The organism is Cohnella endophytica, from assembly GCF_003628305.1.
GTDB lineage: Bacteria > Bacillota > Bacilli > Paenibacillales > Paenibacillaceae > Cohnella > Cohnella endophytica.
This window is the reverse complement of record NZ_RBZM01000005.1, coordinates 607,619-632,888: the sequence shown is the minus strand read 5'-3', so window position 1 is coordinate 632,888 and position 25,270 is coordinate 607,619. Positions and strand designations below refer to the sequence as shown.

Annotated in this window: 27 protein-coding genes; 4 read left to right on the top strand and 23 right to left on the bottom strand. The window is 54.2% G+C overall.

Annotated elements, in window-relative coordinates:
- Nucleotides 1–98: 98 nt before the first annotated feature.
- Nucleotides 99–407 (bottom strand): post-transcriptional regulator, encoded by a 309-nt coding sequence (locus D7Z26_RS12955; protein WP_120977376.1) that lies wholly within the window; start codon nt 405–407, stop codon nt 99–101.
- 192 nt (nt 408–599) lie between these two features.
- Between D7Z26_RS12955 and spoVB the strand changes: the two genes are divergently transcribed.
- On the top strand, nt 600–2,129 hold the full coding sequence (gene spoVB, locus D7Z26_RS12950) for a stage V sporulation protein B (RefSeq protein WP_120977603.1): 1,530 nt from the start codon (nt 600–602) through the stop codon (nt 2,127–2,129).
- A gap of 2 nt (nt 2,130–2,131) precedes the next feature.
- Here the strand turns inward: spoVB and D7Z26_RS12945 are convergent, their stop codons facing one another.
- Nucleotides 2,132–2,845, bottom strand: coding sequence for a DUF421 domain-containing protein (locus D7Z26_RS12945; protein ID WP_120977375.1), 714 nt, complete (start codon nt 2,843–2,845; stop codon nt 2,132–2,134).
- A gap of 222 nt (nt 2,846–3,067) precedes the next feature.
- Here D7Z26_RS12945 and D7Z26_RS12940 point away from each other — a divergent pair, with 222 nt between their 5' ends.
- Nucleotides 3,068–3,466: a TIGR04086 family membrane protein gene (locus D7Z26_RS12940; protein WP_120977374.1), complete on the top strand. Its 399-nt coding sequence runs from the start codon at nt 3,068–3,070 to the stop codon at nt 3,464–3,466.
- 72 nt (nt 3,467–3,538) lie between these two features.
- Nucleotides 3,539–4,402 (top strand): phosphatase PAP2 family protein, encoded by an 864-nt coding sequence (locus D7Z26_RS12935; protein ID WP_120977373.1) that lies wholly within the window; start codon nt 3,539–3,541, stop codon nt 4,400–4,402.
- Nucleotides 4,403–4,478: 76 nt separating this feature from the next.
- On the opposite strand, the gene yajC is transcribed toward D7Z26_RS12935, so the two are convergent.
- From yajC to D7Z26_RS12830, 21 genes are all read right to left on the bottom strand, one after another.
- Nucleotides 4,479–4,787 carry a preprotein translocase subunit YajC gene (gene yajC, locus D7Z26_RS12930; RefSeq protein WP_120977372.1) on the bottom strand — a complete coding sequence of 103 codons (309 nt, stop codon included), beginning with the start codon at nt 4,785–4,787 and terminating at the stop codon, nt 4,479–4,481.
- Nucleotides 4,788–4,805: 18 nt separating this feature from the next.
- Nucleotides 4,806–5,939: a tRNA guanosine(34) transglycosylase Tgt gene (gene tgt, locus D7Z26_RS12925; protein ID WP_120977371.1), complete on the bottom strand. Its 1,134-nt coding sequence runs from the start codon at nt 5,937–5,939 to the stop codon at nt 4,806–4,808.
- A 22-nt stretch (nt 5,940–5,961) separates the two neighbouring features.
- Entirely contained in the window at nt 5,962–7,038 is a 1,077-nt protein-coding gene (queA, locus tag D7Z26_RS12920; RefSeq protein WP_120977602.1) for a tRNA preQ1(34) S-adenosylmethionine ribosyltransferase-isomerase QueA, read from the bottom strand.
- 2 nt (nt 7,039–7,040) lie between these two features.
- Nucleotides 7,041–9,164: a SpoIID/LytB domain-containing protein gene (locus D7Z26_RS12915; protein WP_158602292.1), complete on the bottom strand. Its 2,124-nt coding sequence runs from the start codon at nt 9,162–9,164 to the stop codon at nt 7,041–7,043.
- 48 nt (nt 9,165–9,212) lie between these two features.
- Nucleotides 9,213–10,184 carry a Holliday junction branch migration DNA helicase RuvB gene (gene ruvB, locus D7Z26_RS12910; protein WP_158602306.1) on the bottom strand — a complete coding sequence of 324 codons (972 nt, stop codon included), beginning with the start codon at nt 10,182–10,184 and terminating at the stop codon, nt 9,213–9,215.
- 63 nt (nt 10,185–10,247) lie between these two features.
- Nucleotides 10,248–10,871 (bottom strand): Holliday junction branch migration protein RuvA, encoded by a 624-nt coding sequence (gene ruvA, locus D7Z26_RS12905; RefSeq protein WP_120977368.1) that lies wholly within the window; start codon nt 10,869–10,871, stop codon nt 10,248–10,250.
- Nucleotides 10,871–11,371 carry a crossover junction endodeoxyribonuclease RuvC gene (gene ruvC, locus D7Z26_RS12900; RefSeq protein ID WP_120977367.1) on the bottom strand — a complete coding sequence of 167 codons (501 nt, stop codon included), beginning with the start codon at nt 11,369–11,371 and terminating at the stop codon, nt 10,871–10,873. Before ruvC ends, ruvA begins: the two co-directional genes overlap by 1 nt.
- Before the next feature lie 163 nt (nt 11,372–11,534).
- Nucleotides 11,535–12,233, bottom strand: coding sequence for a BofC C-terminal domain-containing protein (locus D7Z26_RS12895; protein WP_120977366.1), 699 nt, complete (start codon nt 12,231–12,233; stop codon nt 11,535–11,537).
- 65 nt (nt 12,234–12,298) lie between these two features.
- Nucleotides 12,299–13,765, bottom strand: a complete 1,467-nt coding sequence (locus D7Z26_RS27455; protein WP_199731699.1) for a LysM peptidoglycan-binding domain-containing protein — start codon at nt 13,763–13,765, stop codon at nt 12,299–12,301.
- Between the two features lie 162 nt (nt 13,766–13,927).
- Complete coding sequence (gene pheA / locus D7Z26_RS12885) at nt 13,928–14,803, bottom strand: prephenate dehydratase (RefSeq protein ID WP_120977365.1); 876 nt, start codon at nt 14,801–14,803, stop codon at nt 13,928–13,930.
- The gene (gene thrB / locus D7Z26_RS12880) at nt 14,800–15,819 is read right to left on the bottom strand and encodes a homoserine kinase (protein ID WP_120977364.1); all 1,020 of its coding nucleotides are present in this window, start codon (nt 15,817–15,819) and stop codon (nt 14,800–14,802) included. Before thrB ends, pheA begins: the two co-directional genes overlap by 4 nt.
- A gap of 49 nt (nt 15,820–15,868) precedes the next feature.
- A complete protein-coding gene (locus tag D7Z26_RS12875) occupies nt 15,869–17,155 on the bottom strand; it encodes a homoserine dehydrogenase (protein ID WP_120977363.1) in 1,287 nt (428 codons plus the stop codon).
- Nucleotides 17,156–17,200: 45 nt separating this feature from the next.
- Nucleotides 17,201–17,638: an ACT domain-containing protein gene (locus D7Z26_RS12870; protein ID WP_120977362.1), complete on the bottom strand. Its 438-nt coding sequence runs from the start codon at nt 17,636–17,638 to the stop codon at nt 17,201–17,203.
- Nucleotides 17,639–17,835: 197 nt separating this feature from the next.
- Complete coding sequence (obgE, locus tag D7Z26_RS12865) at nt 17,836–19,173, bottom strand: GTPase ObgE (RefSeq protein ID WP_120977361.1); 1,338 nt, start codon at nt 19,171–19,173, stop codon at nt 17,836–17,838.
- A 15-nt stretch (nt 19,174–19,188) separates the two neighbouring features.
- Nucleotides 19,189–19,944 carry a Spo0B domain-containing protein gene (locus tag D7Z26_RS12860; RefSeq protein ID WP_158602291.1) on the bottom strand — a complete coding sequence of 252 codons (756 nt, stop codon included), beginning with the start codon at nt 19,942–19,944 and terminating at the stop codon, nt 19,189–19,191.
- A 164-nt stretch (nt 19,945–20,108) separates the two neighbouring features.
- Entirely contained in the window at nt 20,109–20,420 is a 312-nt protein-coding gene (gene rpmA, locus D7Z26_RS12855) for a 50S ribosomal protein L27 (RefSeq protein WP_120977359.1), read from the bottom strand.
- Between the two features lie 4 nt (nt 20,421–20,424).
- Complete coding sequence (locus D7Z26_RS12850) at nt 20,425–20,769, bottom strand: ribosomal-processing cysteine protease Prp (RefSeq protein WP_120977358.1); 345 nt, start codon at nt 20,767–20,769, stop codon at nt 20,425–20,427.
- A 13-nt stretch (nt 20,770–20,782) separates the two neighbouring features.
- A complete protein-coding gene (rplU, locus tag D7Z26_RS12845; RefSeq protein WP_120977357.1) occupies nt 20,783–21,094 on the bottom strand; it encodes a 50S ribosomal protein L21 in 312 nt (103 codons plus the stop codon).
- A 187-nt stretch (nt 21,095–21,281) separates the two neighbouring features.
- Nucleotides 21,282–22,523 (bottom strand): Rne/Rng family ribonuclease, encoded by a 1,242-nt coding sequence (locus D7Z26_RS12840; protein WP_120977356.1) that lies wholly within the window; start codon nt 22,521–22,523, stop codon nt 21,282–21,284.
- Between the two features lie 33 nt (nt 22,524–22,556).
- Nucleotides 22,557–23,432, bottom strand: coding sequence for a M50 family metallopeptidase (locus D7Z26_RS12835; RefSeq protein ID WP_120977355.1), 876 nt, complete (start codon nt 23,430–23,432; stop codon nt 22,557–22,559).
- The gene (locus D7Z26_RS12830; RefSeq protein WP_120977354.1) at nt 23,425–24,519 is read right to left on the bottom strand and encodes a M23 family metallopeptidase; all 1,095 of its coding nucleotides are present in this window, start codon (nt 24,517–24,519) and stop codon (nt 23,425–23,427) included. Before D7Z26_RS12830 ends, D7Z26_RS12835 begins: the two co-directional genes overlap by 8 nt.
- 122 nt (nt 24,520–24,641) lie before the next feature.
- Here D7Z26_RS12830 and D7Z26_RS12825 point away from each other — a divergent pair, with 122 nt between their 5' ends.
- Complete coding sequence (locus D7Z26_RS12825) at nt 24,642–24,932, top strand: hypothetical protein (RefSeq protein ID WP_120977353.1); 291 nt, start codon at nt 24,642–24,644, stop codon at nt 24,930–24,932.
- Nucleotides 24,933–25,270: the final 338 nt, after the last annotated feature.

Genomic DNA, 25,270 nt, shown 5'->3' with positions numbered 1-25,270 from the left:
GTCCCCTTTCGATTCTCAATGTTCCTATTATAACTACGCGATCAAATGGAAGTCAAAAAGAAAGCCTTCTCGACATGGAGAAGACTCGTTCTCAACTATCAACGATTGCGCATATCGCCCCGATACATGTTTAATGTAATGAAATTCATGAACTGGGTCACTTTCAGAGACAATATATCGTTAACGATTTCATAGAGCGGAGGCGTGCCTTTTTTGTGGTATTTGTCGCTTACGCATTCCCACACGTCTGCTCCGCTCACATGGTCGTAACCGATTAAATGGAACTCTTCCGCTTTGCTCTGGCATAATTGCTCGATCGTCTCGTTCAATTCGGTCTCGCTTAGCTCGGTATCGGCGGTCGCTTGAATCGCTCTTTCTTCGGGTGCTGACCCGTCATGCTCTTCCACTGATGAATTCCCTCCCGGACTGACGGTAAGCGTCGCATTGTTTTTATTCTTCCAAGATAGTTTTCGATGCTCAAGTCTTAATTCCTGCCGATGGCATGAAGAAGGACAACCCGCGCATACATATGGACTAACCCATCTGAGGGAAGAGGGATCCCATTGTCATCGCGCAAGCAAAGTTTTATTCAAGGAGCCATGATCTTGCTCGCCGCCGGCCTCTTGAACCGGATACTCGGATTCGTCCCGCGTATTGCCTTGCCTCGGATGATCGGAGCGGAAGGAGTCGGATTGATCCAACTCGTCTTTCCCTTCACGATCGTCATGTTGACTTTGATCGCCGGCGGCATCCCGCTTGCCGTCGCCAAGCTTGTCGCCGAAGCCGATTCCCGCGGAGATAACCGGTCTGTCGGCACGATACTGCGGGTATCCGTCGCACTGTCGCTTGCCGTAAGTCTCTTCGCCGCCGCGATATGCTTCCTCTTATCCGACTTGATTTCGACGCGAATCATGACCGATGCCCGCGTTCATACGGCATTCTTGACGATGATCCCCGTACTTCCGTTGGTCGCGGTTTCTTCCGTATGGCGCGGATACTTCCAAGGGAAACAAAATATGATTCCTACGGCGTTGTCTCAGACGACGGAAACTCTTTTTCGGATCGCGGCCACGCTTTTGTTCGCTTGGTTATTTTTGCCGTTCGGATTGGAATACGCGGCAGCCGGCGCCGTACTGGGAATGGTGCTCGGGGAATTAGCGGGGCTTGTCGTTCTCTGGCTTCAGCTTCGGAAGGACCGCGTAAAACCGCCTAATGATACTCCTCGCGTTAAGGCTTCCCGAATCGACGAGAGTCCTTTAAAGGCCATATTGCATACCGCCATTCCGGTGACCGGAAGCAAAATGATCGGTTCGTTGTCCTATCTCCTCGAGTCGATCTTGACCGTTCGGAGCTTAGTTGTCGCCGGAGTTGCCGCGGCGGGAGCGACGGCGCAATACGGCGCCCTTCAGGGGATGGTTATTCCTTTACTGCTGTTGCCCGGAGCGCTGACTTATTCGCTGGCCGTATCCCTCGTCCCCTCTCTATCCGAAGCGGCATCGCGGGGAGATTGGGTTACGATCCACGCTCGCTTGCACCAGTCCATGAGGCTTGCCGTCGTTACGGGAGCTCCGTTCGTCGTATTGATGGGTCTGCTTGCCGGTCCGATCTGCACGTTGTTATATGGCGACGACTCGATGGCGGACATGCTGCGATGGCTTGCCCCTTTAGCCGTCTTCCTCTATATGCAAGCGCCGCTGCAAGCCGCGCTGCAAGCATTGAACCGTCCAGGGACCGCTTTGTTTAATACGTTCGCCGGCGCGGCGGTCAAGCTTGCGCTGATCATTCAATTAGCTACAAAACCGCAATTCGGAATCGTCGGAGCGATTATTGCCATAGGGGTCAATATGATACTCGTCACGTTGCTGCATTGGATCAGTGTCGCCCGACTGACGGGATTCCGGATGCATCCCCTTGACTTCCTTAAGGTTCTGCTTGCCATGATCGTTATGAGCGCCGTCGCGCTCTGGATATGGAACCATGACTTGCTTGGGGTCGACGGTCTCAATCTGGCCGTATCCGCATTGCTAGCGACGGTCGTCTATTTATTGCTGCTCGTAGCGTTAAGATTGATCGATCGGCACGACGTTACCCGTATCGGACGTTTTTTTCGGCCACGTGGTCCTAGCTGAAATTATTTTCTATCCACGTACATCTTCCCTTTATAATCGACGCTGCAGAAAAATACATGCTTGAAGTTGTCCACCTCGTAACGCTGCAGTTCGTTTTTTAGCCAGAACCGGGTTTTGCCCAGCTTCTCTAAGTTGTCGTCTTGCACTTGCCCGTCCATGATGAGAGGCAACGGCAATAGTTCGTATCGGATCTTTGGAGTGGCGCCCTCCTTGCGATAGGGGGCGTTCTCCGCCGTTTCGCCTTCGGACTGTTCGGACGATGACGAGGAGTCCTTCATGATAACCGATAATTTTCCCGTCGACTCTAATACCGCAAGCTTCACTTCCTCGATTTCGGTCACCTGGTTTTCCCTCAATTGCAACATAAGATCGTCCAAGTTATATCTTTGACGGAGCATTTCCTTACGATTTATGTGGCCGTCGCGAATTAATACGCTCGGTTTTCCGTCGATAAGCATTCGAATCGGCCTGTTCTTCAGGGAGAGGAACGCGGTCCCGATTTGAACGAGGACAAGCAGCAATATCGGCGCTACGGCCAAATAAACGGATTTATCGGTCGATTCGATTACGATGACGGCGATTTCGGCGATCATGATCGAAATGACCAAGTCGAATACCGATAACTTGCCGATTTCCCGCTTTCCCATTAACCTCATGATCACGAAAATGAAGAAATACATGAACAACGTCCGAAGCAGTATGCCCGCCAGTTCCATGTTCTCCCCTCCGTCTCGCATTATGCCCAGCCCCAATTTTCCGATCAAGGCTGCTCGGACCTTTATTGTCACCGCTCGCGCGAGCGCTCATTCCCTAACGCATCTCGGAAAATATGGTAACTCGCGAAGAACGTCCGCAAACGTTAGTGCCAAAGCCTGTACTAGGTTGCAAACCTGCGCCATAAGCTGATACAAACGAGTATTTTAAAGGAGAGATGTTCCTTGAGTTCTTTTTCACGCATATTCGGTTTACGTAATGCTTCCCCCGTGGCATCCGGGTTGTATTGGTCGGGCATCTGGCTCGCCCTCGGAGCTCTGGCCTTGTCGATTCTGTTGATGGGTTCTTCCGTAAACGAGTCCAACATGCTTCCTTGGGTATTCGGCGTGCACGGATTTTCCTCGCTTGCGGGAGGATTCGTATCGGCCAAACGTTCCGGTCACCGCGGCTGGTATTTCGGGATGGCGAACGGATTCTTATACACCTTGTTGCTAATCATGATTAGTTTCCTCGCTACGGACGCGAAATGGAGCGTTGCCGTCCTCATGTTATTTCTGATTACTTGCCTTGCGGGCGCTTTCGGAGGCATGCTAGGCGTCAATGCTAGCTCCCATCGCCGTTAGTGCAATAATAAATGCGGAATTGTGCTATAATAGTAATATTAATGCATCACGGATCGGTTCGGGGGGCGCGTCATGGTTTTGTTTCACGGCATGGCATCTGTGTCGATCAGCACCGTAATCATGATCGGAATATTACTCTCTTTCGGGACGGGCCGGCAACCGTTCGCAGCTGTTTGGTCGTTTGTTAAATCGCTCGTCGTTTCCCGCAAATACTTGTTTTTCTTCATTGCCGTACTGACTATCATTCTTTTGAATAAAAACGAACTGCAACTCGAGGATTGGATCAATGTCACCTACGATCTCACTCCGTATTTAAGCGGTTGGGAAGGAACTTGGCCGGCGTGGCTGCAATCCACGTTTCATTCCGATATTCTCACCGTAGTTTGCGGGATCTTCTATTTGATCCTTTTTCAATCGGTCACCATCGCCTCAATCGGAATTTACACACATCACAATAACATGAAGCTATACTACGCCGTCTGCATCGCTTTATTGCTCAACTATCTTGTTGCCGTCCCTTTCTACTTATTCGTACCCGTTAACGAAGTATGGTTCGTACATCCGCAAGTCAAGTTCCTCATGTTGGACGTGTTCCCGACATTCGAGCAAGAATACAGAGCCTTGTCGGGAATCAACAATTGCTTTCCCAGCTTACATACCTCGATCTCGGTTACGCTAGCTCTCATTGCCGGCAAATCCGGCATTCGTCGTTGGGCCGTCTTCTCTTGGATCAATGCGGGAGTCATTGTATTCTCGATCTTCTATCTGGGCATCCACTGGTTCACCGACATGGTCGCCGGCGTCTTGCTCGCTTGTTTCGCCTCCTACGTAGGACTCAAATTAGGCGACTGGGCAGCCCATGTCAAACGGGAAGGCACCCTCGAGCACGAGAATACGAAAGTGCTCGCCAGGTCTGCCCACAGCCCGGCGGAATAAACGAATCACTTGCGAAAAAAGCCTTGCCTGAACGGACGCTAGTCCGATTCGGCAAGGCTTTTTTTCGTATCGTTCTCTATTCGCTCTTCTCGTTTGCGCGTGCAGACACGTTGTTAATCGAAGATCGCTCGAAAGTCAATTTCGTTACGTCGTTTACCTTCAATACGATGGTGTCGTCCGAAATTTCCGCGATCGTTCCGTGCAATCCTCCGGCCGTGATGACTTTATCGCCTTTCTTCAAGGCGGTCAACATCGCACCGCGTTGTTTTTGCTTCTTTTGCTGCGGACGAATCAGCAGAAAATAAAAAATGGCGAACATCAAAATAAAGGGCGCCAGGGTAATCCAAATGCTGCTGCCTTCGGCAGCTTTATCCGCTAACCACATCTGTGTTCCCTCCTTTCCTTAGAAACCGCTATCGTTGTGTGCCATTCCGTATTTCTCGAAAAATTCGTCGCGGAATGTTCCGAGCCTGTCTTCGCGAATCGCATCCCGAACCTGTGCCATTAGCTGTACGAGGAAATGAAGATTATGTATCGTCGTCAGTCTTAACCCGAACATCTCGTCTGCCTTGATCAGATGACGAATGTACGCGCGGGAATAATTGCGGCAGGCATAACAGGTGCACTCCGGGTCTAACGGACCGAAATCGTTCGCGTATTTGGCGTTGCGGACGACCATGCGGCCTTGGCTTGTCATCAGCGTTCCGTTGCGCGCGATTCGCGTCGGCAGAACGCAGTCGAACATATCCACCCCTCGAATGCTTCCGTCAAGAAGGGCATCGGGCGAGCCGACTCCCATGAGGTAACGAGGCTTATGGCTAGGCAACAAATGAATCGTCTCTTCCAACATTTCATACATGATCGGCTTAGGTTCTCCTACGCTCAGTCCACCCATAGCATACCCCGGGAAATCCAGGGAAGTCAAATCGCGAGCGCTATTTCGGCGCAGGTCTTTGTGCATTCCGCCTTGAACGATACCGAATAAAGCTTGGTCGCCGGGACGGCCATGAGCCTTCAAGCACCTTTCCGCCCAACGGCTCGTCCGTTCGGTCGATTGCTTGACGTATTCATACTCCGCCGGGTATGGCGGACATTCGTCGAACGCCATCATGATATCGGCTCCGAGCGCGTTCTGCACATGCGTCGCGCTCTCCGGAGTGAGCGACATTCTGTCTCCGTTAATATGGGAACGGAATTCCACGCCTTCTTCCGTAATCTTGCGCATTTCGCTCAGGGAGAAAACTTGAAATCCGCCGCTATCCGTAAGAATCGGCCGATCCCAATTCATGAAGCGATGAAGACCCCCCGCAGCTTTGACCAACTCGTGTCCGGGACGCAAGAAAAGGTGGTACGTGTTGCTAAGGATAATCTCCGCTCCCAGCGCTTTTAGCTCCTCCGGGCTCATGCCCTTGACGGAAGCTTGCGTTCCGACCGGCATGAAAGTCGGAGTATCGATGACGCCATGCGGAGTATGCACTCTGCCTAATCTCGCCCCGGTCTGCGCGCAGGTTTTGATCAATTCGTATGTGACTGCCATTATGAAGTATTCCTCTCTATTGTCAGGTAATGAACATGGCGTCGCCGAAGCTGAAGAAACGGTATTCTTTCTCGATCGCTTCGCCGTATGCCTTAAGCACTTGATCTCGCCCGGCTAGCGCGCTAATGAGCATGACCAGCGTGGAACGCGGAAGATGGAAGTTCGTGATCAATGCGCCGACGATCGTGAAAACGTAACCCGGATAAATAAATATATTCGTCCAGCCGTTGCAGGCTTCGATCTCGCGGCCTTGGAAACGTTGGCCGATCGTTTCGAGCGTACGAGCGGACGTCGTTCCGACCGCCACGACCCTTCTCCCGTCCGCTCTTGCCTCGTTGAGCAGCTTCGCGCTCTCTTCGCTTACCGAGTACCATTCCGAATGCATTTCATGCTCTTCGATGGTATCCGCGGATACCGGACGGAATGTGCCTAATCCTACGTGTAGCGTGATCGGACATAACCGCACGCCCATCTCTTGCAGACGAACCAAGAAATCTTCCGTAAAATGCAAGCCTGCCGTCGGTGCGGCCGCGGAGCCTTCATTGCGCGAATATACGGTCTGATAACGCTCGCGGTCGTCTAGCCGTTCTTTAATGTAGGGCGGAAGCGGCATCTGGCCGAGCCGTTCCAGCAATTCGTTAAAGATTCCTTCGTATTCGAAACGAATGATTCGCGCGCCCATCTCGCCTTCTTCCTCTACGATCGCGGTTAACAGAGGCTTCGCGCCGTCTTGTGCAGTCGCTTTCTCCGCTTGGGGTTCATCTGCCCCGAAGGCAAGCCTAGCTCCTTTGCGAACTCTCTTTCCGGGTTTTACGAGCGTTTCCCAACGGTCCCCTTCGATTCTTCTGAGCAAGAGCAATTCCACTTTGGCTCCCGTATCCGCTTTGACGCCGAACAGACGGGCCGGGAGTACCCGCGTGTCGTTCAACACGAGGGTATCTCCCGGTTTCAAATACTCCGCTAAATCCGTGAAGGAACGGTGTTCGATGCTCCCGTCGTCGCGATGCAACACGAGGAGACGGGAGGAAGTTCTATCCGCAAGCGGAGTCTGGGCGATCAGAGACTCCGGTAATTCAAAATCGTAATCGCTAACATTCATCATTAGGCACCTTTTTCGATCGATACGTTCTTGTAATAGTATTTCAGGATGTATTGGTAGTCATACCCTTGCTCCGCGAAGGCTTTCGCGCCCCATTGGGACATGCCTAGCCCATGTCCGTAGCCTTTACCGGAGAAAACGAACAGGGGCGATGTCGTCACGGCGCGCAGGTTGCCGTTGCCGTCCATGAAGAAAGCATTCGAAGCCGGCAACGAACCGGAGGTGCCGGCTCCTCCGATCACTTGCAACGATCCGCTCTGGCTTGGCACCTCGCGTACCGTGCCGTTGCCGTCGACGATCGTATAACGTCCGGTCTCTTCTACCGAGAATAACGTGCTTTTGAGGGAATTCAACGCCCCGCGAAGATTATCGCCAGCGCCTACGTTAACGGGAACGCCGTTTGCTGCGATTTCCGTCACGCGACCCGATGGACCTCTCTTGGTAACTTCCAACGTTAATAACGGTCCCGTAATCGGCGACTTGGCGCGTTTATTCAACGCGGTCAATAGCTGATCGGGCGTCATCGGATCTTCTATCCAACTGTAATCCGAATACTCGGCTACTTTGCCGAGCTGTACGACCAATGTTCCCGTTCCGACTCTAGCTACGGGCTCAACGGTGGACACGACCTGCGGCTTGGAACGAACGGCGGTTCCTTCGCCCGTCACACGTAAGTATTTAGCGCCGCTCACGTGCGTCTGACCGCTATTCTCAAGCAGATCCGAACGGATATAGCCCGTCTGTCCCGAAGGAAGCGCGACATAATACCAATCAAGCAAGCCTTTCTGCGGACCATCGTCGGGGCTTGGAACGGCAGAGCTCAGGAACGAATTGTCGCCGCCCCAGATCTCGATCGCGTTATCCGCCGTGATGCCTCCGGAGTTCGCGGAGAACACGGCGTTAATCGCCTTTCCTCCCTGCGTCATAACCTCTCCGGCCGTTTGGTTAACGCCCTCGGTCGCGTTCGCGTTCTCGTAACCGATACCGTAATAGGCTTGACTGGTCGTCGTATCGACGACGTTGGCGATCTGGAACCCCATCCCCGAGGATAAAGCATAAGACCTCGCCGCGACCGCTTGCGCCTTCTGCGCCTCGAGCGGCCATTTCGAGCCGATCTCCGCGCCTACGACGGAGTACAAATATTGCTCGTAATCTACTTCGTTCACGACGGCGAGCGACTGGTTCAGCACGCTCATCTCCATGCTTCCGCGATAAGTTCTCTTGTTTCTTTCCGTTAGCAGGATCCCGCCGGAACCCGCCGGTTCCGCGCGCAGCACCGTGCTCGGTCCGGAAGGAATCGCATAAAGCGTTACAGGTTTGTTCGCGCTGCCGTTCAGCGTCATATCCGTGCGCAACGAGGTATAAGGCTCGACTGCGTCCGGAATACGAGCGTTCGCAAAGCCTGCGGCCGCGACCGATTGTTGCAGAGCGGACAAAGCCGTCGCGTCCTTCTCTTGTCCTACTCTCACGACGTAGCTCAACGTACCGTTCTGAGGTTTGAGTGCCGCGAAAGCATCCAAGCCCGCGTTCCCTAATTGCGCGGCGGCCGAAGCCGCCTCAGCCGCGCTAGCGTAAGAACCGGCTTCAACCGCCCAAGGTCCCGCTACGCGCGCGCTTAACAGCGTTTGCACGCCTGCCGCGACCCCGGCGTTCGTCCACTTCGTTAGGGCGGAGGAAGCCTGAGCGGCGGTCGAATAAGCGCCTTCCGTTACTTGATACACGGTTTTTCCCGACTTCGTCAATTGAGTCACGAACGCCGCGTTGGAGGATGCTTGGACTTTCTTAAGGACGGCAATCGCCGCGCCCAAGTCCGTCGTCTCCAGGAGAAGTGCCCGATAGCCGTCCATCGCGAACCTGACGCTCTGGCCGGGAGCAATCGTTCCCGCGGAAATTCCGGTCTGCGGATCGCGCCAAATCAAATTTAATCCGTTAGCGGATTGCAAGGTCGCGACCGGCGTTAACGATTGGTATTTCGTTCCTAAGTTAATAAAGAAGGCTACCCGGATCGTATCCGGCACCTTTACCGCGGCGTGAACGACCGCGCGGGTCGAGCTGGACACTAACGCCGTTAACAGCAGCAACATGAGCAATAAACGGGAATAAGAGCGCTTATCTTGTATGAACATCCGGTTCCCCTCCGTCATGGTGAATCGTGCGATATGGATTCAAATCGTTCATTGCGCGGGAAAAGTCAATCCTAGGTGCTTATAGGCCGCCGCTGTCGCGATTCTTCCGCGAGGCGTCCGTTGCAGAAACCCGATTTGCATAAGATAAGGTTCGTATACGTCTTCGATCGTCTGGCTTTCTTCCCCAATGGAAGCCGCGATCGTATCCAACCCGACCGGCCTTCCGCCGTAATTCTGAATCATGGACCGAAGCATCTTGTGATCGATGGAGTCAAGACCCATCGGGTCGACTTGAATTCTCTCCAAGGCGTCATGGGCTACCGCTTCCGTGATCATTCCGTCTCCCCTGACCTGGGCATGGTCGCGAACCCGCTTCAACAGCCGGTTCGCGATCCGCGGCGTTCCGCGGGACCGTCTCGCGATTTCCCTGGAAGCATCCCCGACTACGCCCACCCCGAATATTTCCGCGGTCCGTGTGACGATAAAAGAAAGCTCGTCCTCGGTGTAGAATTCCAAGCGGCTAACGACTCCAAACCTGTCCCTAAGCGGCGCAGACAGCAGTCCCGCTCTCGTCGTCGCCCCGATGAGCGTGAATTTCGGCAGATCTAACCGAACGGAGCGGGCGCTCGGCCCCTTGCCGATAATGAAATCCAGCGCGAAATCTTCCATCGCCGGATACAATACTTCTTCGACGGTCCGGTGAAGCCGGTGAATCTCGTCGATGAACAGGACGTCGTTTTCCTGCAGGTTCGTCAGAATCGCCGCCAAATCGCCCGGACGTTCGATTGCCGGACCGCTTGTCGTACGGATATGAACGCCCAATTCGTTGGCGATAATATTGGACAGCGTCGTTTTGCCGAGTCCCGGAGGTCCGTACAGCAAAACGTGATCAAGGGGCTCTCTCCGCATTTTCGCCGCTTCTATGTAAACCTTGAGATTGTCCTTTACTTGCGATTGGCCGATATATTCCGCTAAATAACGAGGTCGCAGGCTGTATTCCACCGCTTGGTCCTCCATCATGAGATGCGCGGTGACGATACGTTCTTCTTCCACTGTTCCAGCCTCCTTTCCCGCTTACCTAAATTATCCTTGGAACAATTGTTGAAGCGCGAGCTTGATCAAGACGTCGGGAGATTCTTCGCCGGTTACTTTATCCTTCAAGACGATCCAAGCTTTATCGAGCTCCGCATCCCGATAACCTAGTCCGGCTAGCGCTTCGCGCGCTTCTCCCCATGGAGCACTTCCGCTAGGGGTCGCCTCGTTCTGCAGTCCCGGATCGATCATCGAAGCAATCGCCCAACTCGCATCGATGGCACCGAGCTTATCCTTCAAGTCCAAAATCATTCTTTGCGCCGTTTTCCTTCCGATGCCCGGCAGCTTCGTCAAGAAATTGACGTTTTCTTGCTGAATAGCCGCCACAACCGCTTCAGGTTTGCCCCCGGCAAGCACACCCAAGGCGACCTTCGGACCGATGCCGGATACTTCCAGCAATCTGCGGAAGAGCGCCTGCTCGTCCCGCGTCGTAAAGCCGAATAGATGAATCGCGTCTTCGCGTACGTGATGGTAAATAAACAATTGCACGGGCTCTTCCGTACGCGCGAGTCCGTACGGATTGGGCGTGAATACCCGATAGCCGACGTCATGGACGTCCAGTACGACGTATTCGCTCTCCAAGTGGGCTACTTTGCCCCTAATAAAATCGATCATCAGCGCGTCACTCCGTTCATGCGTTCGTTCAATACGAGAGAATGGGCGTGACAGATCGCCACGGCGAGCGCATCCGCCACGTCGTCGGGCTTAGGAACGACGGACAACTTCAGCAGCATTTTCACCATCTCTTGCACTTGTTTCTTCTCGGCCGCGCCATATCCGACGACCGCTTGCTTGACCTGCATAGGCGTATATTCCGAGATCGGCAGCCCGCGTTGCGCGGCGGCCAGCATGAACACCCCGCGCGCTTGTCCGACGCTGAACGCGTTCGTTACGTTCTTGTTGAAGAACAATTTCTCGACCGCGACCGTATCCGGTTTATATTGATCCAGCAGGTTGCAAGAAGATTCATAGATTTGTACCAACCTGGTTTCCTGAGGCGTGCCCGCCGCAGTCTGTATGCAACCATATTGCACGGGCGTCAGCTTGTGCCCGGTCTTGTCGATGAACCCGAAACCCATAATGGCTATGCCGGGGTCGATTCCCAATACTCTCACGGTTCTTTCCCCCAGTTATAACTTGCAAGCATAATTCATTTAAGTATATCAAATGTTCGCTACCATGAGAACAGAAGGAGAACAAACTCTCTTGCCAATGTTCAAAATAGGACAAAGGACGCACAAAAAAGACGCCCCGGAGAGCGTCTTGCAATCTAATGTTTCACGGCTGCGGCGCGACTTGCGTCCTTATGCTAGCGTATTCGTTCAAAGAGGAGAGGACGCTGTTGTATTCGTCTTTGTCGGCTATGCGAATGCCGTCGGACAACTCCTTCACGCGATCCTCGCTTAAGCGGCTTTCCAGCATATCTACGTCAAGTTGGAAAAAAGTACGAACGACCTTTTCCTGCCACGGAGGACCGTCGAACAACGATAGATTCCCGTCCTTATCGATGCCCATGTACGCGGAGTCGCGGCAAGCGGGGGACAGATCGTCCACCGCTTCCACCATCGTAAGCTTGCCGCTGTTTCGGTCGAAGCTTGCCTCCCACTCCCTGTGCGCTTTTAGCAGATCGGCCGCTTCGGATGCCGCAAGCTTCCCTAGTTTCCGCGTTTCTTCTCCGCATAGATAGGTTCGGTGAAGAATCATTTCGACTTCTCCGTCCCGCTTGCTTAACTCTTTCAACGCCAAGCCCCGCGAGGACATATCGGATTCCAGGGCAGGCTTGTCCGCTTCAGATCCGGCGGGTATCGCTACGGCTTCGACTTGCTGTAATTGGTTTGCGATAACCCTCTGGGCCAGCCAGGAACCGGCCAGGGCGGCCAATAGAAATATCGCCGCGCCGGCACCCAAAGACCAGACGTGTCGGCGTTTTCTCTTCAACGTTTTTTTCAGTTCTTTCAGAATGCGAAAGCGCGACACCGGAATCCCCTTCTCTGCTCGTTTTCCTTATTGTTGCCTGGGAATTCCGGTGCTATGCGCTTATTTTACCATTTTATCCATGGAAGGCTTTCCTTGCGTCTTGGTTTGCTTGGTTTTGAAGCTGCGATTTTCACTCTTGGTTTCGTTTGGCGCTTCTTAGCTGCGGAAGATTTCGTCTGCGATTTCGTTTCCGTCTCGGTCGCTTCTCCGCCGATATCCGAACGGAAGTCCTCTTCGTTTGCCCTCAACGGGCGTAGCGGAGGCATCGCCGGCATTCCAGGCATTCCGGGCATTGTCGGAATCGGCGGAATGCCGCCGTACGCATAAGGCTGGGTCGGCATTCCGTAACCCGCGTTCGGAAGTCCTTCGGATAACGGACTGTAGCCGACAGGGATATCGCCCATCGGAACTCCGGCCAACATCGCCGGATTACCGCCATACGGTCCCGCATAAGGGCTTTGAGAGTACGGAGTCAATCCGTAAGGCATCCTTCCGTCCGCGTATCCCGTTCCCGGATATGCATCTGCATAAGGGAAAAGGCTTTCGTTACCGACATACGAGGCTGGATATACCATACTAGGTCCTCCGCAATTTTTGCAACCGGACGCAGGCATGCCCGCGACGGCTGACGGAGCCGTTGGAGTCGGAGGACTATAGGAAATATCGTAATGCGTGTACAATCCTCCGATATGCCCTTCAAGGTTGCCCACTAACGGAGCAATTCCCATCGGGTTGCCGTAACCGTGGTCATAACCCGCTGGAGCGGTTTCTGGACTGACGACAGGCTGCATTCCATAGCCATGACCGTAATTTTGACCATAGCCTTGACCATAGCCCTGACCATAACCTTGATCGTAGCCGTGACCGTAGCTTTGCCCGTAGCCCTGACCGTAACCGTAGCTTTGCCCGTAGCCCGTCTCGGCGCCGGCTTGGACAGTCGGCATCGGATAGGTCATGTAAGGCACGGTATGCTCGGGCTTGCCGTAAATCGGCTTAGTTTCGGCAATTGGTTGAATAACTACCGGTGCAGGGGCAGGGACAGGGGTAGGCGCGGGCGCGGGTAAAGGTGTGGGTACGGCAGGCGCTACCGGGGCGGGCGCAGGTTTGACTCCTGTTTCCGCTTTGACTCCGGTTCCCTGTTTGTGGCCGGTGTTCGCTTTACCCGGAATTCCGCCCTCATGCATCGATGCGCCGGATTCTCCCGCGCCGGAAGCTTCCGGAATGTTGACTACCTCTCCGGTTAGCAAAGCATTCGGATTTTTCAGCTGAGGGTTCGCTTTGATCATATCGGCCAAATGAATTCCCCACGCTTTGGATAGCTTCCAGAGCGTATCGCCCTGCTGCACGACATGCTGATGGATCACTCCCATCGCGGACTTCGGCTGGGACGGAATTTTCACCTTCATCCCGACTTCGATGACATCGGGATTGCTGATTTCCGGGTTCGCTTTAATTACTTCTTCCAGAGGCACGTTGTATTTCTTGGCGATCAAATACAGCGAATCCCCTTCCTTAACCATATGGATTTTCACGCCGTTCCCTCCTGATAATAGACATCTCCTGGGGGCGGGCGATAGCCCCCGCGCAATCCTTACATCCTATGCAGGCAATGGGCATTTGACATCCATTATCAAAGAAAAACCGGCAGCCTCGAGGCATGCCGGTTCTTATGAAAACTGTGTTAAGAGAGGTTGTTAGCCTTCATACGGCAAACTAGGATACGAACCCAGCAGCCGAACCTGACAACCGATCGCTTCGATCTCGGCGATCGCCGCGGGCAGAAGTACCGTGTCGAGCGAGAGTTCGATATCGATGTAAAAATAGTAACTTCCGAGCTTCTTCTTCGTCGGACGGGATTCGATCTTCGAAAGATTGACCCTGCGCCAAGCGAATGCCGATAACACTTGATGAAGCGCGCCCGGATAGTCCTCGGGGAGCGTAATCAAGATGCTCGTCTTCTGAAGCGGTGCATCCGGTTTCTCATACGGCGTATGCCCGACGAGCAGAAACCGAGTGAAGTTATTGTCGTGATCGGTGACGGCGGATTCGAGCACGTTCAGCTCCGTCTCCTCGGCGGCCAGCCGGGTGCCGAGCGCTGCCCAGCCTTTGCCCGGATTGTCCTTCACCATGCGGACCGCCTCTGCCGTGCTGCTCAGCGTCTCGAGCTCCGCGTGAGGCAGATTGGCGCGAATGAATTGCAAGCATTGCGCCATGGCGACGGGATGGCTCATCACTTTCTTGATCTTGCCCGGCTCCCAACCGCCGTTATCTCCCGCAAGCTCGGCAAGCGAACCGATAAGGTTCTGAACGGACGGGTACACCCATTCCGCGCGGATCGGCAGATCTACTTCGTGAACTAGCCAATCGATATGCAGGCTAACCGAACCATCGATCGTATTCTCGATCGGGATGACACTCCAATCGGTTTCCCCTCTGGCCGTCGACTGGAACACTTCGGAAATCATCTTGCAGTAAACGAAATCGACGTCCTCATGGCGGAACATGTAACGTACCGCCTCATCGGACACTGTGCCTTGCGGTAACAAGGCTACTGATTTGCGGCCGCTCATGCGCTTACCTCCGCTTCGATAAAACTTAGGAATTGACCCGGCTCCTGCGAGAAATCGGGATCGTCTTTGCCGACGACTCGTACTTGCGGTCCGTGCAAGCACGGCTCAAGCCAACGAGTCGTCACTTGGATACCTTCATCGGCCATCGCTTTACGAACAAAGGAAACCAATTGACCGTTGCCGGCAAGCTCGCTTCGCGCCAGCAGCAGAAGCGTTGGCCCCGCGCCGGACAATACCGCGCCGAGCGCGCCATGCTCCGTAGCCTCCCGGAGAATGGTTTCCATGCCCGGAATGAGCGCCGCACGGTAGGGTTGGTGCAGCCGGTCTCTCATCGCGTGCGCCAAAAGATCCAGACGCCCGGAAGCTAGCGCTGCCGTAAGCAGGGAGCTATGGGTAACGTTAAACACGGCGTCTTGCATCGGAATTTGTTCGGGCAACACATTGCGGGCCTTCTTCGTCGATAGCTCGAATTCCGGAATCGCCACGAGCACGTCCATTCCCTTCGGCGGCTCAATGCGCACGTATTCCGCTCTCGAACCGTCCCATGCGGCCGCGATAATCCCTCCGAACAAGGACGCGCCTACGTTATCGGGATGTTTCTCAAGCGCGGTCGCCATCTGGAACAGCTCGTCCTTGGATAGAACGTCGCCGATCAACGCGTTCGCGGCAACGAGCGCTCCGACGATCGCCGAAGCGCTACTGCCTAGTCCGCGCGTCAGCGGAATGTCGCTGCGAATGCCGATGTCGAGCTCCGGGAGAACGACGCCCGCTTTCTCGAACACCGATTGCGCCACGACGTAAATCAGGTTCGACTTGTCTTGAGCGATTCCGCTAAGGTTATCGCCAACTAGCGTAATGCGCGTCGACGACGCCGGAGCAATGCTCACCCATGCATATAGCGATAACGCCATGCCGAGAGAATCGAAGCCCGGGCCGAGATTCGCGGTGCTGGCAGGCACCTTGACGACGACGCGACCCTTAACGGCGTTACTATCCCTATCCGTATCATAAAGCATAATAAGGCTCCTTTAATCCTGAATTCGCAATCCGAACAGACGATAATCGTTAACCTTCTACGCGATATACGCTTTTGATCTCGCGTACGGCGGCCAAGCTTCCGAATGCCTTCAGCACGTGGTTCATGGATGCTTTGCTCGCCTCATGGGTAATAATGATAATTTCCGTGCTCGATTTATTCGGCGCGGAAGGCTGCATGACGGACTCGATGCTCACGTCGCAATCGGAGAATACTTGCGCGATCTGCGCCAGAACGCCGGCGCGATCCTCGACGTGAAGCAACAGGAAAAACTTCGAAGCGATCTGTTCGTCCGTTTTGAGCTTCATTACGTTGTAGGAGAGCTGCGCCTGGCGTCCGTTAACGCCCAGCTTCATGTTTTTGACGACGGCAACCAAGTCCGCGACGACGGAAGTAGCCGTGGGTAGTTCCCCTGCGCCGGCACCGTAGAACATCGTTTCCCCAACCGCTTCCCCGAGCACGTAAACGGCATTGAATACTCCGTTCACGGAGGCGATCGGGTGGCTTTGTTTAATCATCGTAGGCTGAACGCTAACGCTGATCGTATCGTCTTGCCGTTCCGCGATACCAAGAAGCTTCAAGACATATCCTAGACGTTTCGCGTATTGGATATCCTCTTGGGAAACTTGACTAATTCCCTTCGCGCTTACATCGTCCAAGGAAACGTTGGCTCTGAACCCGAGCGAGGACAAGATCGTCATTTTACGCGCCGCGTCGAGTCCCTCCACGTCCGAAGTAGGATCGGATTCCGCGTATCCCAGCTCTTGCGCTTCTTTCAGCACGTCCGCGTAAGCGGCTCCTTCTTGCGACATTTTCGTCAAAATATAGTTGGTCGTTCCGTTGACGATTCCCATGATCTTCGTAATGCGATCCGAGGAGAATCCTTCGATCAGCGTTCGAATGATGGGAATTCCGCCAGCCACGCTCGCTTCGTAGAGCACGTCGCAACCTTTGTCCCGTGCTTTCTGCAGAATCTCTTGGCCGTGAAGCGCCATCAAGTCCTTATTCGCCGTTACGACGTGTTTGCCCCGCTCCAGCGCTTCCAATATATATTCTTTAGACTGGGCGATTCCGCCCATGACTTCCACGATTACATCGATATCGGGGTTACGGACGATTTCCCACGGATCTTCCGTTAGTTTGGAAGCGTCGACGGAGATGCTGCGCGCCTTCGCGCGATCCTTCACCAGAATCTGGGCTATCGTAATCGGGCACCCCACCTGGTTGGACAAATCCTCCTGATGCCCTTCCACAATTCTGACGACTCCCGTGCCGACAGTACCCAACCCAAGCAAACCTACCTTAATCGGCTCCATAATCATTCCTCCGCTCCAACTGTTCCCTAATCCGATTTGATTATTTTAGCTGCGACCGACCACCGTTGCCCGCTTGACCCCGTCCAATGAACGAAGCTTCGTCAGCAGTTCCGGCAATGCTCCGTGAATTAGCGTAGTATCCATTGACACGACGACGTTAGCCATTCCCTGAAGCGGAATGGATTGCGACATCGTCAGCACGTTCCCTTCGCTTGCGGCCAGCATGCCGAGCACTTTGGAGAGCACGCCCGAACGATGCTCCAAATCCATCGAGAGAGTGGCGATCGATTCGCGGGACGTTTGCTCCATCGCGAAGACGCCGTCCTTGTACTTATAATAAGCGCTACGGCTTAGACCCACGCGTTCGGCCGCCTCATGAATCGTAGCCGCTTCGCCCCGCCGCAGTAACTCCTTGGCTTGCTCCGTCTTTAGAATGCCTTCCGGTAGCAAATCCTCGCGGACGACATAATAACGTTCCGCCATCTTGCGTCCTCCTAGGAAAGACGAATGTTTGTATATAGAGGACATTATATCGAATCGATACTCGGGCGGCAATAGGCAATCGAGCTTTCATCGAAATAAACAGAAATAACGTATAGCAAACTGAAAAAGAGGCTTTCGGCGTCGCGATTGCGACGTTCGAAAACCTCATCATGGCTAGCTTGAATAGGAACGTGACTTTATTCGTCGTCGTAGATGTAATCGTCCGCGCCGCCTTCGAAAAATTCGAACTCGAACTTGCCGATGCGAATGATGTCGCCATTCTTCGCTCCCCGCTTGCGAAGCGCGTCGTCGATGCCGTTTCCTCGTAAAATTCTCCCGAACCGCATAACCGCTTCGTAGGAATTGAACTGGGTTTTTCTCATCAGCCTCTCGATCGATTCGCTCTCGATGACGTATACTTCGTTATCCCGCGCAATCTTAAAGTCCAAGTCGCCCTTAGACTCGTATCGGTACACGATGCCTTCCGCCGCCTTAGCCAGCTTCTCGCTCTCTTCGATTTCCGAAAGTTCGGGCAACGAATCCAGCAAATCCGCGACGCGGAATAGCAATTCCTTAATCCCCTGCTTCGTCAACGAAGAGATCGGCATAATGACGATATCCGGATTGATCTCGGCGACCTTCTTGCGGAACTCCGCGAGGTTCTCTTCCGATTCCGGCATATCCATCTTGTTGGAGGCGACGATCTGCGGACGATCCGCGAGCTTCGCATTATAAAGCTTAAGCTCGTCGTTGATCTTCAGCCAATCCTCGAACGGATCCCGGCCTTCCATGCCGGACATGTCCACGACGTGGACGATAATGCGCGTACGTTCGACGTGCCGCAGGAACTCGTGTCCGAGTCCAACGCCCGTGTGAGCCCCTTCGATCAACCCAGGCAGGTCGGCCATGACGAAACTGCGTTCGTCGCCCAGATCGACGACGCCCAGATTCGGGGTAATCGTCGTAAAATGATACGCGCCGATCTTCGGTTGTGCGCCGGACACGACCGACAGCAACGTGGACTTCCCTACGCTCGGGAAGCCGACCAATCCGACATCGGCCATGACTTTGAGCTCGAGAGTAACCCAACGGGCCTGCCCCTCTTCGCCGTTCTCGGCAATGGCGGGCGCCGTATTGACCGCGCTCTTGAAGCGGATATTACCCCGTCCGCCTCTTCCGCCTTTGGCGATAACGACTTGCTGGTCATGACGCGTCAAATCCGCGATCGTCTCTCCCGTATCGTCGTCGACGACGATCGTTCCGGGGGGGACCCGCACGACCATATGGTCTGCATTGGCGCCGTGCTGAGACTTATTGCGGCCTTTCTCGCCTTTATCCGCCTTGAAGTGCTTCTGGTAGCGGAAGTCCATCAACGTGCGCAAGCCCTCGTCCACGCGGAAAATAACATGGCCGCCATGGCCGCCGTCGCCGCCCGCCGGGCCGCCTTCGGGAACGTACAATTCCCTGCGGAAGGAAACGAGTCCGTCTCCGCCGTCCCCGCCTTTAACATAAATTTTCGCTTTGTCCACAAACATGTTGAAATCACTCCGTTATGCCGGCAGAGGGAAATGGATAACCATCGTCCGCGCTTGTCGCGTTTGCTCTGCAGGCTCTTCTCCCTGATCTATTTGCCCTATGCCTTCCACGCATCGTGCCAATTCCTCGGTCACGCTATCGGCCGCGGCAAGTTCGCCTTCGTATTCGAAGGCGATCGAAAGCTCATCAGCTTGACGGTAAAACGCCATTTTTAGGACGTTCTCGCCGCCGGACGGACTTGCCGCCCTAAACCGGAACACGTTCACTAATCCGATAATCGATTTGGACAGCTTCTCCGCCGCATAGGGCATGCGATCGAGATAAAGTCCATCCTGAATGTCCACGTCGAGCCGCATCGTATCGCATACGGTACGGAAAGATAACAGGAAACTCGCAAGCTCCGTAACGCCGATCTGCGAAATCCGGCTATCCTGTTCCATCCGTGCTCTTATTCTGTCCACGACGTCGACTGCTTTATCGGGTTTGTTCAGCCTTAAATATCCGTATAGGATTTGCAGCTCGTTCATCCAATCGTGCCGATGATGGCTGAGCGTCTTTATCGCCGACGATTGCGCCCGCGTCAGCAGACGTTCGCAATGCTCCCGATGGATACGCCTCTCCATCATGACGACCAACGTCCCGATCGCCAATGTCCAAAACGCTAGAAAAATCAACGGCCACCAAGTATCCGGCCAGAGGATTACGGACGTAACGGGCAGGGCTAGCGATATCCATGCCGCAAGTCCCCACAGTGTCCGATTCCTAAACATCATGTGACTTCCCCGTTTCGTTGTTCCTATCGTTTCAAATCCCGGAAACAATGCCCACCCGTCCAGTATAACATGCTAGGATGCGCTTAACCATGACGGGCATTCGGCGGCTTTCGCGCAAAAACCCCGGCCAACGTTCATTGGCCGGGGTTCTGGATGCTCTATTAAACTTCAAGAGCAGCAGCTACAGGAGCCTGCTCAACGGGATAGACGCTAACTTTCTTGCGATCGCGTCCCCAACGTTCGAATTTTACAACGCCTTGCACAAGAGCGAAGAGCGTATCGTCTTTGCCGATGCCGACGTTGTTGCCCGGATGAATCTTAGTTCCGCGTTGGCGGAACAAGATGCTGCCAGCTGTTACGACTTGACCGTCCGCTCTCTTAGCGCCAAGGCGCTTAGAGTGGGAGTCCCGTCCGTTTCTCGTCGATCCGACCCCTTTTTTCGAGGCGAATAACTGAAGATCCAACTTCAACATGGTGTCAACCTCCTTTTTTCTCAAAGGTTTCTTTTATTTTCACGAACTTGCCGTAGGTTTCCACAATAGATTCTAAAGCGGCGACCATTCCTTCCAGCAATAACTGGACCTGATCGTTCCGAATGGGATCGGTGCTTCGGGGAGCTTCCGCCTGGAGCAGACCGGATTTCGAAATCGCGCGCGGCTCTAAGCCCGTCAATTTCTCGATCGCGTTAACCGCGCCAATCGTTACCGCCGATACGCCGGCGCAGACAATGTCCTTGCCGGGATCGTCGTACAAAGCATGCCCCGAAACGGAAAACCGTATAATAGCCTTCTCAACGTCGCGCACGATCGTTATCGTGATCATCTTGGCGCCTCGCTTATGCCTTAATGTTCTCGATCGTCACTTTCGTGTACGGTTGACGATGGCCTTGCTTGCGCTTGTAGTTTTTCTTAGGCTTGTACTTGAAGACGATGATTTTCTCGCCTTTCACGTGTTGCTCGACTTTACCCGTTACCGTCGCTCCGGAAAGGAGTGGGGATCCCGTAGTCAAACCGCCGTCTTTGGAAACGGCCAACACGCGGTCGAAAGTAATGCTTTCGCCTGCTTCTGCGGACAGTTTCTCGATGAAGATCACATCGCCCGCTTGGACTTTGTACTGTTTGCCGCCTGTTTCAATAATCGCGTACATCTGGTGCACCTCCTCATGTCTAAGACTCGCCTCGGTGGGTGTCGGTCGCTCCAGCTTCTAACGGCTGAAACGATGCCGAGCTTGATGACCCGGGAGAGAGCGGTTGTAGCCTGCAAAATCTTCAGATTGCACGCACTATGGGATTGTATCATATCGTTATCCCGATTACAACTTATTTCTCTACGAGTTATCTGACGTATATCTTGCCCTTGCCTTTGCAGGCGGCGCAAGTCTCGTAGAAATAATTCATCGCGTTGTCGCGAGCCTTCTTGCGCGTCATCTCCATCAGGCTCAGGCGCGTCCACCCGACGACCTGACACTTCGTTCGATCGCGTTTGATTCGCAGTTCCAGCTGCTGCTGGATCTGATGGCGATGTTCCTCGGTTTCCATATCGATGAAATCCACGATGATGATCCCGCCGACATCGCGCAACCGAAGCAACCTAGCAACTTCGTCCGCGGCTTCTTTGTTCGTCTGGAATACCGTTTCCTCCAGATCGATGGATCCGGTGTATTTGCCCGTATTCACGTCGATGACCGTTAACGCCTCCGTCTGCTCCCAGACGAGGTAACCGCCGCTAGGAAGCCATATTCGCGACTGAAAGGCGATATCCAGTTGTTCCTTGATCCCGTATTTATCGAATAAGGACTTGGCGTTGGCATCCCGGTATAACTGCACTTTGCTCACGAGAGCCGGCGCCGTCTGGGTGAGGTATGCTCTCGCCGCCTGCGCGCTGACCTCGTCGTCGATGATAAGCTCCTCCGTATCCGGAGTAATCACGTCGCGTACCATCCGTTCTACGAGACCGGCGTCCCGATGCAATTCCGCGGGCGCCGTCGACGCTTGGCTACGGCTCACGATGCCGTTCCAGGAACGCCGCAGCAGGTGCAAATCCTCTTCGAGAGACTCCCGGCTCTCTCCTTCGGCATTCGTGCGGAGGATAACCCCTTCCCCCTCCTCACGGATCGATTCGGCCAAATTTTTAAGCCGCAGGCGCTCCGTATCCTGCTCGATCTTCTTCGATATGCCTATGTAATCCGCTTCCGGCATGTACACGAGCCATCTTCCCGGAATGGAGAAATGCGTCGTCACTCGCGCGCCTTTTCCGCCGAGAGGTTCCTTCATAATCTGCACGAGCAGCTCATCGCCCGGCTTAAGAAGCTCGTTGATCGCCGGTTTTTCCTTTGGCTGCTTGTCCAAGTGCGGGTGAAGTACGTCGTCCACGTACAGGAAAGCGTTCTTGGCCAGCCCGATATCGACGAAAGCCGCCTGCATGCCCGGCAACACGTTAACGACCCGACCTTTGTAGAGATTGCCGATCAGCGAAGTTCCTTCCGTTCGTTCGATAGCGAATTCCGTCAGCTTTCCGTCTTCCAGCAATGCCGATTGGGTAACATTATGCGAACAATGGATAAAGAGCTGCTTCATGCATACCTCCCGAGACGACCTCTTTTCTCCATTTTACATGAAAACGTCCAAGTCCGCATTCCCGGATGTCAAACCCCCGAGAAATCCGTCGATAATCGTCTTCTCCGGAACGACGTTCGCGATTTTTCCCCGCTTCATTACGTAGACGAGATGGTATTGCTCCTTCCTAAGCAAGCCGAGAATGTAGGATAACGGGCGGTCCTCCGCGATAACGATCGGCAGGGAAAGCTTGCCCCGGTCGATGATCTTCTCGGCCCTCTCGCTTCGATGCACGAGAAACCGCAAAAAAACGAAAGGAACGTTCCGCATATACGTCCAGTTTGAGGCGACGAGGAAAAGACCCACCGCCATCAGGTTAAGCTGGAGCAGGCCGCCGTGCAGAAGAGGATAGAGCGATGCCGCCACGATTAAGCAACTAAACAACAGGCTGATTTTCGCGCTCCACAGAAGCGTCCGATGATACGGAAGTCTAAGGCTTATCCAAGCCAGCAGCATTCTTCCCCCGTCGAGCGGAAGAATCGGCAATAAATTAAAAAGGCCGATCAACGCGTTCGCTCGCACGAAATCGTCAGACCAGCCTTTGTCGATCCAGCCGAAATGACCGAGCGCATAGGCGATCCCCGCCAGCAGAACGTTCTGCGCGGGGCCGGCGACAGCCACCCACGCCTCTTCCTTCGGAGGCAGCGAACCCGATTCCTCTACCTCGAGTACCCCGCCGAAAGGAAGCAGCTTCACTTCGCGAATCGTCCACCCGAAATGCAGAGCGGCGATGAGATGGCCCAGTTCGTGCCAGATGACGATGACGAACAAGGTAAATAATTCCGTAAACCGTCCGGTCGCTATCGAAGCGATCATCACGAGCATGAACAACGGGTGAAGACGAAATCCGATTCCCCTCCACTTAATCAAAGGAAACCACATCCGCCGGATCCAGTGCTTTCCCGTTCTGCTGAACCGCGAAATAAAGCACGCCTTCCTCTTGAGCGCCTTCCGAGGAGTGCAGCTTCCCGAGCGTTTGCCCCTTCTCCACCCAATCGTTCGCTTTTACGTCGGACTTCGCCAAATTCCCGTATACGGTTACGTAGTGATTTTGATGCTGCACGATAATCGTCATGCCTCCGTCTTGGTCCGTCGACACTTGTTGCACTCGTCCCGTGTAGATGGCGACTACGTCGCTGCCGCCCGACGCCGCGACCCTGACGCCCGTCCCGTTCTGCGCATAGCTCTGTACGAGTTTCCCTTTAACAGGAAGCGAGGTGTCGGTAGGATTAAGCAGCGCCGTTACCGCTCTTGTATCCGGTTCTTCGCCCTTAAACGGGAAAAATGTCGGAGAACCTCCGAAGGTCGACCCGTACCAGGCCTCGATCGCTTGAAAATCCATATCTCGGGTTACGGAGGATACCAGCCATTCGTGCGCTTCCGCGCTCCCCGGCAATTCCAGTTTCATCCACCCCCATGCCCCGGCGAAAAAAATCAACGCGAACACCGTACGCAACGTTAATCCTTGAATTAGCTTGCTCCAATTGGAGTTCGAAGAATAAGATCCTTCCCGGTTAGATGGATTAGAGGTCGGGGATAATCCTTTCAGCCCTTGCCAGCCGGCCGGCGTACCGGACTTCAATTGCTTTTCCCGCTCTTTCCACCATAGTTCCGGATCCGAGACGTCTGCCGGCGATCCGGGCTCCGGGATTTTAACGTTAGCGACTCCCCGCGGTATCGAAGGCGCAATCGGCAGCTGCATGCGGGTTTGCGTCGTCTGAGACGGATGTTGTGCAGACCTAAGTTGTTGAGGCAACGGTTGCTGAGTCAATGTTTTAGGAGGTACGACAATCAAATCGTCGTTCGTCGTCCGAGAAGGGGTTAAAGGCGACTTGTCCGTTCCACGGTCGTTATCGCCGATAAGTTCGGCCCGTTTCGTATTTGCCGCCGCGTGTTGTTCGAGCAACTGCTGGATACGCTCCCGTCTGCGCTCCCGAACGTTGTTCCGTATAGGCATGGCAAGCCCCCCTTGTCCGCATTCTCTTATCACTGTATGGCGGACGGGCTCGAAATAGACCTCTGGCGAGTTTTGCGATCATGAAGGTATAATCGGGTTATCAAATCAAGTCGGAGGTTTTCATGACCTTATTTATTATCGTCGTTATCGCCGTCGCCGTAGCCAGCTTCGTATTTAACGGCAAACTCTCGCGAGGATCTCGCTCCGGAACCGACAACGGTTTCTATGGCGACAATACCGGCCATTCCGGCATCGGAGCGAACGCGGATTCGACGAACGGCCACAAAACCCACAACCACGCTCATCAGCATCATCATGATACGAGTCACCACGGCCATTCCTGGGACGGAGGGTCGCATACGGGAGGAAGCTTCGACAACGGCGGGAGCGGTTTCGATGGCGGGGGAGATTGAACGGCCACTGCCTCCAGTCAGGTTTTACCGAACTGCGGCGCGTGAACTCCCTCGGCCACTGCCTCCAAACAGGTTTTACCGAACTGCAGCGCGTTAACTCCCTCGGCCACTGCCTCCAGTCAGGTTTTACCGAACTGCAGCGCGTTAACTCCCTCGGCCACTGCCTCCAGTCAGGTTTTACCGGACTGCAGCTCATGAACTCCTCTGACCAGAACATCTAGTCAGGTTTTACCCAACTGTAGCACGCGACCCCCCCGGCCACTGCCTCCAGTCAGGTTTTACCGAACTGCGGCGCGTGAACTCCTTCGGCCACTGCCTCCAATCAGGTCCTACGCTAT